A 14,517-nucleotide genomic window follows, 5' to 3' on the forward strand; every position below is an offset into this window, starting at 1 on the left:
AAAGGATGTATCCGGTATTAGCTACCGTTTCCGGTAGTTATCCCAGACTCATGGGCAGGTTGCCTACGTGTTACTCACCCGTCCGCCGCTAGGTTATGTTAGAAGCAAGCTTCTAACATAACCCCGCTCGACTTGCATGTATTAGGCACGCCGCCAGCGTTCGTCCTGAGCCAGGATCAAACTCTCCATTAAAGACCAACCGAAGCTGGTATATAGAAAGAGCGATTCGCTCATTTTGAAACTGACGAGATAAAATATCTCTTGTTTGATTTTGCGAACAAAATCAATTTACTCACTCGTTGTTCAGTTTTCAAAGATCAAATTCTTTTCGCTGTCTTTTTCAGCAGCTATAAGATCATAACATGTTCGTTTCAAAAATGCAAGCTTTATTTTTTTCTTCTTTTATAAAGATTATTTTACCCAAGCTTTTTACTTTTGAAACGGCTGTTTTGTTGTCAGCTCAAATAATATATCATATACCCAAGCAACTTAGCAAGTACTTTTTTATTACTTTTTAAAATCATCTTTTTGACGCTTGAGAACACGAAGGCTTACGCGATCATACATCGTTTTTAACAGTACGTATACGATAAGCGCTGAGAACAACTGTCCATACACCACGTTTTCAGTGGTTCCAAACTGTGTTGGAATGTTCAAATATTGCTTGATCCAGCGAAAAAACAGTTCAATCTGCCAACGAGCTTTATACATCAAGACTATTTCCTCAGCTGTGATGTGCATGAGATTCGTCAACACGCGAATGTCATGACCGTGCCCATCCTCAAAAAACACCAGGCGATGCCGTTTTTGAGGACGATTCGCAGGCGTGCCTAACAGACAAGTGATATCCCGTTTCACGTGAGCGTTTTCTGGATTCCACTGTCGTAACGCCCGAGGAGTAACGAGGTGTACATTCTCTTTTAAGCGAATCACGAACCCTTGCTTTTGCTTCAGGTAACGATCCAAACGCTTATTTTACCATAGTCTCGATCTTGAACCAGCGAATAGGACGGATTGGCGAGGACTTCACCCAGGGGGCCGTCATGACATAAAGCGGTGGTTTCTTCGACGCGCTGAGGCTGCCCGAAGGTCACATCCCAAGCGACATGAAGCTTTACGCCCGCTCGTTCGCCATGGTAAAGACCAGGGCAAACGAGTTTTTCCTACCGTTACGGTGGTCGAGTCGATAAACAGCAGTTCCTGAGGAATCGGTAAGGTTCGCCGTTCGGCCCGTCCCCAGCTTTGAAGAAGTTGGGGACACAGCGTTTTGAACATAGCAAAAGGAACCTCGGCGGCTTGAGTCCAATAACCGCAGGAGTTGAAACACCTTGAATTTGCGGGCTGTATCTACATAACCTGTTCCTAAGAGATGGCTTTCACTTTGGATTCGCTAAAGATAGATGGTAGCAAGTTCCGAAATAAGGTGCACTGATTCATGAGGGTCGCCTCTTTTCCGAATGGTTGGGTGGCACTTTCCATTACCCGAAAAGACGGCTCTTTTTATCCTATTTCCGGTTAATCAACAGGCCTGCTTTTTGACCTTATCTAAGTCAGCCAAAGGGCAAAAGCCCTTGCGTTTTAGCTGGTGACTCCTTCGGGTTCAAATACTTCCGCGGGCCAGTGTAGCTCCACGCCTTGGCAAAGAAGCCTACTTTGAAAACGCCCCAGATGCTCTGTCGATTCGCTGACTTCTATTGGAAATACTCCGTTGGACACACAATAAGCCGCCAGACTCCCCGCTGATTCACCGATATTCCACTCCGTAGGGTGCAGTCGATAGCAACCATTTGCAATTTGAGTCATCCCTATATTTTTACATGCAGGAAGCAGATTACGCACTCTTACCGGAATAAGGGAGCCTAACGGAATCTCATAAGGGTAATTAGGAATGTAAAATGTCCGTTGAGATACGGTGGTCGGATGGAGGTCCAAGTGGTAGCTGCCTACACCTACGCTGTCTGCATACCGTTTGGGCCCATCCGTTCCCCGAAGCTCACGACTTACATCAAACTCTGATATCGTATACTTCGCTTGAATTCGGCGCGATTCGCGGATGTAGGCGGTTTTAGCCAGACCATCTGAAGTACCAAGGAAATCTCCCCGGGGCCGAATACCCGGATAACCGAATCCTCCATCTAATCGGGGTGCTTCGGTCTGGAGCCAATAGATTAAAGAACGGGTCAATTCACGGGCGCCTTCTCTATGTCTTTTCTGCTCCTGAGCGGACACACCGATCAACGGACCGAGGTAATAATCATTTTGCTCCCAGTTTAAAAGAGTTACCTCTCCATCATTTAATGGTTTGCTCCATATAGAAGGGTCCACAATGCGACGGTAATCCCACAGAGATACAATGCCCTGATCGTTAGGAAACAAAGTGAACTGTTTTAGTTTGCTGGTATCATCCGCATCCGTAGCAAACCAGCTCAAAATCGGGAAACGGGAAAAGGAAGGAATATAATTTCTCCAAAAATCATATTGTTGCGGCCGCTCTATAATGAAGCTTCCATACGGAATGTAATCCACGGCTGCTACATGTGTGATAGACTGCATATCCATAGGGTCAGCGCACTCCAAAGCATGAGGCTCACCTGTATCATCCCGCGACTCTGCTCCACTCGTATGCTCCACCTGCGCCATCGGTAGAAGATCCCCGCACTCTGTGGCGTCCAGATAAAACGTTCCGCGCAGCACCATAACCCCACACCCATCATCAAGGCTATCCGAGGTACGAACAGTTACGGAAGAAATGCAGTCCTCATCCGTTTGAGCGGCTATGGGCACGGTGTGGTAATATACGCGAACACGCCCTGTGTTCAAATAGGGAGCAAGCATATCTTCAAGCACCCGCAGAGCTACTCGTGGTTCATGAGCCAGACGGCTTACCCAACCGTTGCCGGGATTAAGAATCGGGTCATTTTGGGCTTCTTCCGTTAAAGGATAGTTCTGACGGTAATAGTCACGTACACGATTACGGAACTCACGGTATGTTGCTGTGCAGCCAAACTGTTCGATCCATCGATGCTCATCCGGGGGGACGGCCTGTGAAGTTAACTGTCCTCCCAACCAGTCCGTCTCTTCCGTCACGATGACTCTCATGCCAGCCTTCGCTGCCGCAAGAGCTGCCGATGTTCCTCCCAGACCTCCGCCAATCACAACAATGTCGGTATCGATCCGATTTTGTGTCATGGTTCGTTCCCCTCTCATGCTTGTTCTAGGAATCCGTTAGGTCAAAAGCAAGCCGTGCCGCACCGATAATTCCAGCGCGATTACCCAATAATGACCGGCTTACTTCCGTTTGGACTCCCAGCTGTTGTAGATGCTTTTCCAGCAAGGGCCACCAGACTTCTCCCGCGTCTGCTACCCCTCCGCCTACGATAATAGCCTCGGGATCAAGGGTGACCGAGATATTGGCCAGAAGCACGGCTAAATCTGCGGTGTAATCGTCCAGTACCTGAAGCGCCTCCGGGTGACTGCGAACAGCCTCCTTCATGATCTCGATTCCCGAGCGATACGGTTTACCTGTGTATTCTCTGCCCCGGCGTAACAGTGCGCTACCTGATACATACTGTTCGGCACAGCCCTTTTTTCCACAATTGCAAGGAAGGCCTCTTGGGAATAAAATACTATGCCCCCAATCGCCGCCGCTCCAGTGAGTCCCTCGGCACAACAAACCATTTTCCATATATGCGCCACCGACGCCTGTTCCCAAGGTGAGCATGACCAAGCGTCGCTTGCCCCTCCCCGCTCCCTGCCATGCTTCTCCTAGCAAAGCGGCGTTCGCATCATTGTCAGCAACAGCACGGAAGGCGAGATTATCCCTCGCCCATGTTACCAAGTGTGTACCTTGCCAGCCGGGGAGATTATCCGTGGCATACACGACTTCACCGCTCTCCACGTTTACTCTGCCAGCCGTAGCAATTCCTAGAGCGTCGATACCGATGCCGCCGCTGGTGCTGGTGTTTCCCAGAGAGCGTTTCAGTCCTTCCACAGCTTCAGATACCCGTGACAGTACCCAATCACGCCCGCGAGAAGCATCTGTATCCAGCCGGATTTCATCCAGCATCGAACCATCTTGTTCCACTATAGCGGCCTTCACTGATGTTCCTCCAATGTCGATCCCAATGACTCTGTTCACAGCATGTGCCACCACAGCGTCCTCCTTGTAGCCAAACGATATCAACATACACGCTCTTTACGTAAAGCTTCTATAATAGCAGCTCATATGCCATAGCAATAACTAACGATATGACACAGCCGAAAGGTAAGGTTCTCGGCTTCAAAATCTCAATAACTCCGCTCAATAACCGACCTCGCAGTTTTTTTCCTTCATCTGTTTAATATAACTCGTGTGCTTACGAGCAAGCCCTTGCACCTACACCCAAAAAATGAACATAACCTGCCTGGTCGAGACACGCTATCGCACGTCCAAGCTCTGAACGGTCCAGCAGCCCCATGCTGGAGGTGCAAAATATCCAGCATTTTGTGATACAACATGCGGGTAATATCATGTTCGTTGTCCGGGTCGGTGTCTCCCCCACCCGTATCGGTAATGAAGAAACGTACGTATTAATTCGGTCGTTCATCTCCATAGATGCATTTCACTGCCTTCCTTGCGGCATCGGCAAACCGCTGCGTAATCAATTGGGGTCTGGTAATCGCCGAACCTACAACCACCGCATGCGCACCCAACCGGAATGCTTCCTCCACCTGCGTCGGCTCATAGATTTTACCCTCCGCAATTAAAGGCACGGGGACCAACTCCGACGCTCTCCGAACCAACTCCAGATCGGGTCCATCGATCTGAGCAGAGTATGGCGTATAACCAGATAATGTTGTGGATACGCAGCTTACGCCGAGGGAAGCCGCATGAAGCGCCTCCTCCAGTGTGGATATATCCGCCATAGAGGCCACTCCATTCCTGTGGGCGTAATCTATGAGCTGCTTCAGCCTGCATCCCCCCGGGCGCGGACGTGATGTAGCATCCAGGGCGATGATATCTGCGCCCGCGTCCACCAGTTCCTCCATCTCTCGGAGGGTCGGTGTAATGTAAATATCGGAATCATCATAATCCCTCTTGATCAGACCGATGACTGGCAGGGAAAGCGCCTGTTTGATCGCACGCACATCTGCTGCGCCATTGGCGCGAATGGCCACGGCTCCGCCCTGCTGAGCGGCGCGTGCCATTTTAACCATGACATCCGATCCGTGCAGCGGCTCATCCGGTAGTGCCTGACAGGATACGATCAGGCCATGCTGAACTTTTGATAATACAGCTTCCACTCCCATTGGGATCACCCTCTCTCTTCGGCATGATGCTGTACGGTCAATCCGACTTCAAAGGTACGGTTCCACGGCATATAGCAATCTGTAATTTCCACACGGCCCTCTGGCCCGTTTACATATTCGTCGAGTGCCTGCTCCAGCCGTCCGCGAATGACCGCAGCAACCGAACCTCTCTGTCCATCGAGCATAAACTTGTTGAAGCCCATTTGTTCCACAATCCCGTTATTCATGGCGTTACGCACCACAGCGCAATAACATGCATCTTCGGCGTAACGCAACGCCAGAAAATCCAGATGCTCTGCCGTAAGCCCGTATTGGCTATACAGCATGGACTGGGCAATGACGGTTCCCAGCGTATTAGAGCTGGTGTTCCAGCTTGCATAACCTGCCAGCTCAAAAAGCAGCCCTTTTTGCTTCAATAGTCTAAGCAGCTTAAGATCGGCTCCATTGGCATAGCCTACATCAGCGACCGCGATGTTTTTGCCAGTATGTCGCAGCATATGGGCGCCGTATTCGACTAGTTCCACCACATTTCGGTATACATCATATCCGGCCGTTGCACGCTGTTGAGATGATGCTTCTGCCATCGTGTCTCCGGGCGTGTTAGCCAACAAAATCAAATCAGCCTCTGCCGCTGAAGAAGCGATCAGTCCACCTGCCGCCATAATCTGATATTTTAACGTTTCATAAAAGTAACGATCCTCAAAAAGCGGAATCACGAATGCTCCTTGCAAAGCGGACAATCTGGGATAGACAAGCGGCACAGCATTCTTCGCCTGGTTCACCCACCGTGCCAGCAGCGTACAGCCCACTTCGTCTGCCCCTGGGTACATGTACACGCTCAAGTCCAGCCCTAGATCGGAAATACGAGTTCTTAGCCGCTGCTGATCCTTGGCGGTATAGCCGTAGGGAGCAGAATCATCTTGTGGAATGATCATAAAATCAATGATACCCTCTGCTACCAATTCCAGTGCGGCTTCATTAGCTTTCAGATTCACACGGCGACGGCCCAGGTAATCCTCCAGTATCTCTACAGGCAGACGTTTGTTAATATCGGATAATTCAAGAAGTTCCTCTACGTTGGCAATCCCTAGCTCCTGACGATGCTCAATAAAGCCCTTCCTGAATATCTCGCGTCCCCAATCGGCGTAGTAATCCGGTTCTTCGTCAGCCAAGGAATATTGCGGACAACGCATAATGAGTTGAAAAGCATATAAGGTCATCTGCGGATAAAGCTGCTTGAGCCTGCGAAGTCGATTCACCTTGTCACCGACCTGCTCACTTGTCATTCCATGCAGCCGGGACGGCACGATTCCGCCGTACAGCAGCGTATCCATCGCAATAATGGCTCCATCGGCACCCGCCGCACGTTCTTCGAGCCAGGCCCACAGCTGGGCCGTATCACCGGGGATTTTCTTTTGTCCCATCCATTCCTTAGGGGGACGCTCGATTTCCAAATCTGTACCCTGCGCCAGCAAATAAGGAAATTCATAATTACAGGGGCGTTCATCCAGCGGTACAAAAAGCACACGAGTGTTTGTCTTCACCACACGCATCCACCTCTCCTGAAAATGCCCGTTATCCTAACGGCAAATGGTTATTTTCAGGGCAGCTAGGCTGCCATTTCCTCCGTTAACTCAAAGACATATCATTATTTCCAGGGAAGCTATGCTGCCCTGGTTTCTTGATCACATCAGCAAATGCTCACAAGATTAGTCGATACTTGCCTTGTTCATCCTGACTGACGTAGCCCCACCGCTCGGCTGCACGGATCGCCGGATCACTGCCGAGCCGAGCCTTCGTCTCCAGACAGGCAGTGATACAGCGGCGGAGTTCCCCCACGATTTCGTCCGTCAGGGGCACAGCCCCTTGCCCGTCAGCCACTTCCGGCGGCGTACTGCTCTCCTCGGCCTGCAGCGAACCGCTCTGCCGCTCGCTGCTGACCACAGCTTGGCGCAGCGTACGCCACAGATCCGCGTCTAGCTCGGCGCGTTCCAGCCACGGCGCGGCCTGTGCTACGAAGCCTGCCGCTGGATCATCGGCGGGTACTTGCCGCAGGACGCTCACGGCTTGGAGCAGCCGCTCAAAGTACATATCCAGCGCCGGGATATCGCGCCATTGCAAAGCAAGGTCCACGTCCTCATACGTGCTGCCGCCCAGTCGGCTGTTTCTGTTTTGACGGCAGAAAAACATCAGTTCCTCCGCGCGCGCTCCCGCTAACTCCCGCACAGCCCAATCCCAAGAAAGTTCCGGCATGTACCGCTCACTGTTCCACATATAGTGGGACATCGTAATGAGCGTTACTTTGGAGCATTCCCACTGATTCATCGGGTTGGCTACCATACCGGTATGTCCGCAGTCTGGAAGCCCGGAATACCGTCCACGCAGCGGATCAAGGAACAAGCGGTCACGGTCGCAATCATTTACCGGTATGTTATCCCACAGCCACAGCTCATGCCCAAAGAACGCATGATTATCGGCAGCGTGCTTCTGACCAATATGTGGAGCAAACACAAAGTATCCGGTCCAAAACACCTTAATCTCCGGGTGCAGCCGCTCACGGTAATCCTTTTTGTATTCGGTATCCCAGTACGACCAATATTCCGAAGGACAGACTGTCAGCGTAAATTCAGGCAACCGCTCAGCCAGCCATGTATGCACCTTGTTGGTCAAAAAGACATGAGCGTGGCCCGAACGGCCCAGCAAATGTCGATTTTCTCCTTTTAGCACATAATCAATGTCATCCATTAATATGGAAAAATGGTGCACGCCAATGGCAATCACAGCCGCCAGCTTTTCCGTCAAACTGAGGAAATCTTCATCGCTGCCAAAGCTCAGGTCATTCCCCGGACTGATGCAGTAATGAAAATCCACCTCATGCTGATCGCAGGTTTCCTTTAATTCGCTAATCTGCGCAAACGTGTCTTCCGGGTACGGCTCCCGCCATAATTCACGATGATACGGATCATCCTTGGGAGCATACATGAATGTGTTCATCCGATGGGCAGCCATAAAACGGACGGCATTCAGCCGATCTGTCAGGCTCCACGGTTCTCCGTAAAAGCCTTCAATAATCCCTCTGACCGGAAAAGAAGGCTCATCGCGAATGGACACTATAGGCAGTGTACATCGCTCCTGTTCGACTTGAAGCAGCAAATGCAGGGCATCCATGCCGTATTTGAGCCCTCTTTTATTAGCAGCATGGATTTCAACTCGACTTTCCTTGTAAATCTCCAAACGGTAGCCGTCTGCAACGAGCGCTCCATCGTACTCCAGTACCAGTTGCACGCTTCCCCGTGTTTCGGTCGGCACACCCGGTCCCGGAGGCAAGATCAGCTTGATCGGCCCGTCAGGGTCCAGAACGCCTTCATATTCCTGATTCATCCCGAAGCGGGAGGACAGCTCGCAAATCAAACGCGGTTCGGGTATAACCAGCTTTTCTCCACTGTTATACACATCACGAAAATAATATTGAATCTCCTGCGTTGTTAGCTCTACACGGGAATTGGGCCGCGTTCCTTTCGCCAGTTCCATCGTAACCGTCTCTCCTTCCATTCACGGATCGTCCGTATCCGATCTTTCCGGTCTATCCTTTTACTGCACCCGCCAAGCCTTCCATATAGTAGCGCTGTGTGAACAGGAACAAGATAATGATCGGCAGTACCGAAATCATCGTGCCCGCTGCAATCCAGCCGAAGTTATAGGCAAATTGACCATTGAGATACGTCAACGCAGCCGCCAGCGGGTATAGCTCCGTGTCGTTCAGAATAACGATAGGCCACAGGAAGCTGTTCCAGAACGACATGGCCTCCAGCAAAGAAATGACAGCGAGCGCCGGCTTCACCAACGGTAGCACCAGTTGCCACCAGATTCGGAATTCCGAAGCGCCATCCATTTTGCCGGAATCACGCACATCGGTAGGAATATGGATAAACGTCTGCCTCATCAGAAAAATGTTGAACACGGAGACAGCTCCAGGCAGCACCACACCCAAATACGTATTGCCCAGATGAAGCCCCTGAATGGTCAGGTAATGTACGATGAACGACGTGTATGAAGGAACAATCATGGTGGCAATCAGTAGCGTGAATACCAGATTTTTACCCTTAAAACGAAATACAGCCAAAGGATATCCCGTCAGACTGGCGAGCACCACATTGAAAATAACGCCAAGCACTGTAATGATCACCGTGTTCAGCATATACTTCGGAAAGTTCATAAACTGCCACACCTGAACATAATTATCAAAATCAATAAAGGTCGGGAAAATGGCGGGCGGCGTTGAGAAAATGTTGCGGCCCGGCATGAGCGATACACTGAGCAGCCAGAGGAACGGTCCCATTAAAAAGAGTGCGAGCAGCACTAGAAGCACATAGATTACCGTCATCCTGAGCACTCGACCAAGACTGCGCATGATGCGGCTGCTTTCCTTTTTAGGAAGAGACGAGCGTAGCATTTTGTCATCTTTTAGATTCATCAATAGGGATTGACACCGCCTTTCCTATTGAATCGGAATACGATGATACTAAGTACCGCAATCATTGCACCGACAATTAAGCCAAGCGCCGAGGCATAACCAAAGTTAAACTGCTCCATCCCCTTTTTGAAAATATACAAGCTGGAGGTCAGCGTGGCTGTTCCCGGCCCTCCCTTGGTTAGTACATATACCTCATCGAACACGCGAATAGCCGCCATGAGCGAAATGAGGGTGCAGAACAGAATGTAGGGTCTTAATAACGGAAGGGTAATATGGACGATCAGCCGCCAACGGCTTGCTCCGTCCACTCTGGCGGCTTCGTACAGGTCTTGTGGAATGTTCTGCAAACCGGCCAGATAGAGCATCATATAATACCCAAGTCCCTTCCACATCGTGATGAACATGAGCACATACAGGGCCAAAGAACTGTCTGACAGCCAATGAATGTCCTTATTGATCAACCCTGCCTGCATGAGCAAGTAGTTAACAACGCTGTTATTGCCAAGCAACCAGCTCCAAATTAAGGCCACGGCTACCATAGAAGTTACGACTGGGATGTAATAGGTCGTACGAAATATTTTAATTCCCGGTATACGGCTGTTCACCAGCACAGCCATCAGGATGGAGAGAATTTGAAGAAAGGGAACAATCAGCACATACACTAATGAGTTCCAGATCGAAATGAGAAAGTTGCGGTCCTTAAACGCTGCCTTGAAATTATCCAGACCGACATAATGGGTATCCGATATGACCGAGTAGTCCGTCAATGCCAGTGGAATGCTGTAAATAATAGGCCAAAATACAAAGACGGCAAGCAATAACAGTCCAGGCGTCATAAAGGCCCAGGCCGTAAAGGATTCCGACCTCAACCATTTGATCATGCTGCATCACCACCCGATTTTGATAAATAAACAGGAGAGCCTTCGTATGACTCCCCTGCTGTACCTATTGCTTTAAAATATCATTCACTTCCTGCTCCAAAGCAGCAAGCGTTTGCTTCGTGTCCGTTCCGGTCAATAAAATATTTTGCAAAGCACGCGCGATAGCACTGTTCACATCCTTGGCATTAGGCACACCGACCATATAGTCTGTCGCCTTATCCAAACTTTGAGCGGATACCAATTTCGCTTGTGCTTCCAGCGATTTGTCGGACTGTGTGAAGTACGGATCTTTAATGGAATCCTTCGTGGAAGGCAGCGTATTGGCCGCTTTGGAAAAAGCCGTCTGGCTCTCGGCATTCGTCAGGAAAACAGCAAACTTCACCGCTTCATTCACATGTGCAGATTTGGTTGGAACGACCAGATCCATGGAGTTGGACAGCCGTACATCGGCTTTACCTGTAGGTACAGGAACGGCGATCGTGTTCTTGTATACGTCCGGCGCGGCCGTTTTGATAAAGTTGATGAACGTCGGGCCTGCCAGCTCGAAAGCAACCTGCTCACCGGCATAATATTTTACTTGCTGTGAAAAATCAGCGTCCTCCTTGAGTACGATACCGTCTTCCATTTGCTTTTTGAGATTATCAATCATGGTGACCGCTTCCGGTGTATTGAACGCCGCTGCTGTCTTTTCTTTATTCAAAATCGGAATTCCGTCTATGGCAAATAGCTTGGATACAAGCTGCTGCGCAAAGCCTGCTTTACCGATTTTCCTATTGATCTGGCGGCCCCATTCAGACAGTTCCTCCCGCGTTTTGGGCGGATGGGCAGGGTCTAATCCGGCAGCCTTCACCAAATTTGTATTCATGTAGAGCACTTCTGTGCCGGTATACCAAGGTAGCGCATAAGCCTTGCCGTTAATAACGGTAGAATTATAAATCCCCTCGAAATAAGCTGCCTTTTCCTCCGGGGACAAATGCTCATTCATATCCACAACAGCACCCTTGGAGCCCATTTGGCTGGCAAACTCCGTATTGAGATTCACCACATCCGGACTGCTGCCGCTGGCGATACTCGTCAACAGTTTGTTGGTCACTGCATCATAAGGGTAATCCCTCCAGTCGATTTTGACATTGGGATTCTTCTCCTCGTAATCGGCAATTACCCGATTAAAATACGGGGTGAATGTAGGCTGTAGCGCAATGGTCCAAAATTGCAGTGTCACTTTCCCTCCGTTTACGTTGTCCGGCTTTGAGCCTTCGCCGCCGCAACTGCTCAGCAGCACAACCAGCGCGAGCATGGTAACAAGCAACCGTAACCTGCCTTTCACTTTCTTCGTCACATGGTGACCCCCTTATTCTTAGTTGATTAAGGGAAATTATAGCAGAAATACCGTTAGAGAAGGAACATTTTTTTAATAAAATAAATTTAGACGGAATAATTCTTCTTTTATTAGGCATAAAAAAGACGTCTCCGTTAGCAGGGACGCCTTCTTTCCTCATTGAACCTCAGAGGGTTCAAGTTTATTTAATAATACGGGGCCATGAATACGTACACGAGTACCCCGGTCAAGCTGACATACAACCAGATCGGCATGGTCCAGCGTGCAATTTTACGGTGTTTCGCCACCTGCATCGTCCATCCCCATACAACCGTGAACAGGGCCAGCGGTACAATAATGGCAGCCAGTATGCTGTGTGAAATCAGCAACGTAAAGTAAATCGGCCGAATAATACCCACCCCGCCAAATTTTGCAGTGTCCGGCGAAATATAGTGGAAGGTCAGATAGGAAAACAAAAATAAAACGGTACTGGCAAAGGCCAGCAGAACAAAGGTTTTATGCACCTTAACGTTCTTCTTGAAAATGGCAACCAGCGCCGCCACCAGGAAAATAAACGTGAAACTGTTAAAAATCGCATTCAACCTCGGGAAAATGGTGATATCGAAGCTAACACCACCCTGGTATCCAATTGGCGAAAAAAACAGCAGTAGAATAATCACGTTGGCTATGATGGAAACGGTGATAATCAAGGCTGTGAAATTACGATTACTTGTTGGAACGTACTGCTTGTCCTCACTCGCTTTATTCATAATGAGCGTCTCCTTCGTTTAAATTCAAGCTTTTCGTTTGGTGTGTGGCCATAACCATACTATATTATATAGAACCTAAGGACGGCCTGTGAAGTGACAACAGTATGAACAATTTCATAGCCGACGATATAAAAATGTGCATTAGTATCTCAGGATAACCATTTTCTTAACATATCCATGATAGAATACGGCCATTTTAGGTGCTTTATACACGCAAAAAACACCGGGAAGGCCTAAATACCTGTCCCGATGTTGTGATATTTATGCACTTGTGGTACGAGCATTCCCCGCATTTACTGCTGCCAGACGTCACTATATTCTTGATGACGCTTGAACAGGGCCAGTGCGTAAGAGCAGGCGGGAACGACCTTTTTATGCTGATCCCTCGCCATTTGAACGACTTGGTCGATCAACTCCTTGCCAATTTTTTGACCCCGCAACTTTTCGGATACAAATGTATGGTCAATGACCAAGGAGTGGTCATCTATGAATTTATAGCCTACTTCCGCAACCACCTGCCCGTCATCCACCATGACTACCGCATGGTCCTCCCAGCGAGTTTGTCTCATGAAACCGAGCCCCTTTCTGCCGAGATTAAGATTTCCTTATCATTCCCCGATTTGAGGTCCAACGAAACATCTCATACATCAGGATTTTTGCAAAATCCTCACATAAAAAGATGCCTGTCGTCGAAACTATCCTTATCCCAAAAAGGTGAGGCGAGGTGTTGTATTTGCGTTCGGAAATGAAACCCGTTGTCCCGTTTGAGCCAGTGCCAAGTGAACAAATCCCTTCGGAGGGCCTGTGGCGGTACGAAATAAAATGGGACGGCACGAGAATTTTGACATATCACAATCAGAGTAGCACACGCCTGTTTAACCGGAAGCAGCATGAACGAACGCTTTTATACCCGGAACTCGCTTCATTTTCCTCATACTGCCAGGCCGATTCGGTCATTCTGGACGGGGAAATGATCGCGCTGGGAGCCGATGGGAAGCCCTCGTTTCATGAAATTATGCGCCGCGACCTGATTCGCCGAACGGATCGGATTCAAGCGGCTTATGAAGCTGTGCCCGCTACGTACATGCTGTTTGATATTTTGTATTTAAATGGAGAATGGGTTCACCGCAAACCACTGGCAGAAAGGCTCGAATTATTGCATCAGGTCATCCTGCCGAATGAACGGGTCCAGCTGGCTCCTGCTCATCCTGATGGACAGGCTCTGTTTCAGGTGATGCGCAGCGAAGGAATGGAAGGTATCGTATGCAAACGTTTAGACAGCCCTTACACATTTGGCGGTCAGGACGGGCGATGGGTCAAGGTCAAGAATTACGGCGATAGCATTGCTGTCATTGGAGGCTATACTTTAAACGGAGACGTCATCAATGCTGTGTTGCTGGGCTTGTATGACAAGCAAGGAGGGCTGCGCTACATTGGACATGCAGGTACGGGGAAGCTTACGCGGAACGATTGGCGTCAGCTTACAGAGCGACTGAGGCCACACACCATTTCAGCGCGGCCTTTTGTCAATGAGCCGGATCGTCATCGGGATGCGATATGGGTACAACCTATGTATACCGCCAAGGTTCAATACAGTGAGTGGCGATGGCAGGAAGGACGTACCCTTCGCCAGCCCTCTATACAGGCCTTTGTAAATCAAGACGTAGAGCAGTGTATCGGACCCTGGGGATGATAAGTTGTGCAGATAAATTTAAAAAAAGCAAAATAAAGTTTATATAAATCATTGCAACCAGTGGTTAATTAAATTACAGTTAACTAATTAAC

Annotated in this window: 13 protein-coding genes and 1 rRNA gene; 1 reads left to right on the forward strand and 13 read right to left on the reverse strand. The window is 49.3% G+C overall.

Annotated elements, in window-relative coordinates:
• The 13 genes from ACWGOO_RS20230 to ACWGOO_RS20290 all read right to left on the reverse strand — a co-directional run.
• A 16S ribosomal RNA gene (locus ACWGOO_RS20230) occupies nucleotides 1-192 on the reverse strand; the annotation flags it as partial.
• Nucleotides 193-507: 315 nt separating this feature from the next.
• A complete protein-coding gene (locus ACWGOO_RS20235) occupies nucleotides 508-966 on the reverse strand; it encodes a transposase (RefSeq protein WP_452486354.1) in 459 nt (152 codons plus the stop codon).
• Between the two features lie 612 nt (nucleotides 967-1,578).
• A complete protein-coding gene (locus ACWGOO_RS20240; protein WP_452486356.1) occupies nucleotides 1,579-3,189 on the reverse strand; it encodes an FAD-dependent oxidoreductase in 1,611 nt (536 codons plus the stop codon).
• Between the two features lie 25 nt (nucleotides 3,190-3,214).
• The gene (locus ACWGOO_RS20245) at nucleotides 3,215-4,186 is read right to left on the reverse strand and encodes an ROK family protein (RefSeq protein ID WP_452486358.1); all 972 of its coding nucleotides are present in this window, start codon (nucleotides 4,184-4,186) and stop codon (nucleotides 3,215-3,217) included.
• A 169-nt stretch (nucleotides 4,187-4,355) separates the two neighbouring features.
• On the reverse strand, nucleotides 4,356-4,586 hold the full coding sequence (locus ACWGOO_RS20250; RefSeq protein WP_452486360.1) for a hypothetical protein: 231 nt from the start codon (nucleotides 4,584-4,586) through the stop codon (nucleotides 4,356-4,358).
• Nucleotides 4,570-5,289, reverse strand: coding sequence for an N-acetylmannosamine-6-phosphate 2-epimerase (locus ACWGOO_RS20255; protein ID WP_452486361.1), 720 nt, complete (start codon nucleotides 5,287-5,289; stop codon nucleotides 4,570-4,572). Before ACWGOO_RS20255 ends, ACWGOO_RS20250 begins: the two co-directional genes overlap by 17 nt.
• A 5-nt stretch (nucleotides 5,290-5,294) precedes the next feature.
• Complete coding sequence (locus tag ACWGOO_RS20260; protein WP_452486363.1) at nucleotides 5,295-6,836, reverse strand: DUF4127 family protein; 1,542 nt, start codon at nucleotides 6,834-6,836, stop codon at nucleotides 5,295-5,297.
• Nucleotides 6,837-6,990: 154 nt separating this feature from the next.
• Nucleotides 6,991-8,820: a beta-N-acetylglucosaminidase domain-containing protein gene (locus ACWGOO_RS20265; protein ID WP_452486365.1), complete on the reverse strand. Its 1,830-nt coding sequence runs from the start codon at nucleotides 8,818-8,820 to the stop codon at nucleotides 6,991-6,993.
• Between the two features lie 52 nt (nucleotides 8,821-8,872).
• Nucleotides 8,873-9,763 (reverse strand): carbohydrate ABC transporter permease, encoded by an 891-nt coding sequence (locus ACWGOO_RS20270; protein WP_452486453.1) that lies wholly within the window; start codon nucleotides 9,761-9,763, stop codon nucleotides 8,873-8,875.
• Nucleotides 9,763-10,644 carry a carbohydrate ABC transporter permease gene (locus ACWGOO_RS20275; protein ID WP_452486367.1) on the reverse strand — a complete coding sequence of 294 codons (882 nt, stop codon included), beginning with the start codon at nucleotides 10,642-10,644 and terminating at the stop codon, nucleotides 9,763-9,765. Before ACWGOO_RS20275 ends, ACWGOO_RS20270 begins: the two co-directional genes overlap by 1 nt.
• 64 nt (nucleotides 10,645-10,708) lie before the next feature.
• Complete coding sequence (locus ACWGOO_RS20280; protein ID WP_452486369.1) at nucleotides 10,709-11,983, reverse strand: ABC transporter substrate-binding protein; 1,275 nt, start codon at nucleotides 11,981-11,983, stop codon at nucleotides 10,709-10,711.
• A 185-nt stretch (nucleotides 11,984-12,168) separates the two neighbouring features.
• The gene (locus ACWGOO_RS20285; RefSeq protein WP_452486371.1) at nucleotides 12,169-12,732 is read right to left on the reverse strand and encodes a DUF420 domain-containing protein; all 564 of its coding nucleotides are present in this window, start codon (nucleotides 12,730-12,732) and stop codon (nucleotides 12,169-12,171) included.
• Between the two features lie 293 nt (nucleotides 12,733-13,025).
• Entirely contained in the window at nucleotides 13,026-13,301 is a 276-nt protein-coding gene (locus tag ACWGOO_RS20290; RefSeq protein ID WP_452486373.1) for a GNAT family N-acetyltransferase, read from the reverse strand.
• Between the two features lie 164 nt (nucleotides 13,302-13,465).
• Between ACWGOO_RS20290 and ACWGOO_RS20295 the strand changes: the two genes are divergently transcribed.
• Nucleotides 13,466-14,425, forward strand: a complete 960-nt coding sequence (locus tag ACWGOO_RS20295) for an ATP-dependent DNA ligase (protein ID WP_452486375.1) — start codon at nucleotides 13,466-13,468, stop codon at nucleotides 14,423-14,425.
• Nucleotides 14,426-14,517: the final 92 nt, after the last annotated feature.

Source organism: Paenibacillus sp. NPDC055715 (genome assembly GCF_053617595.1).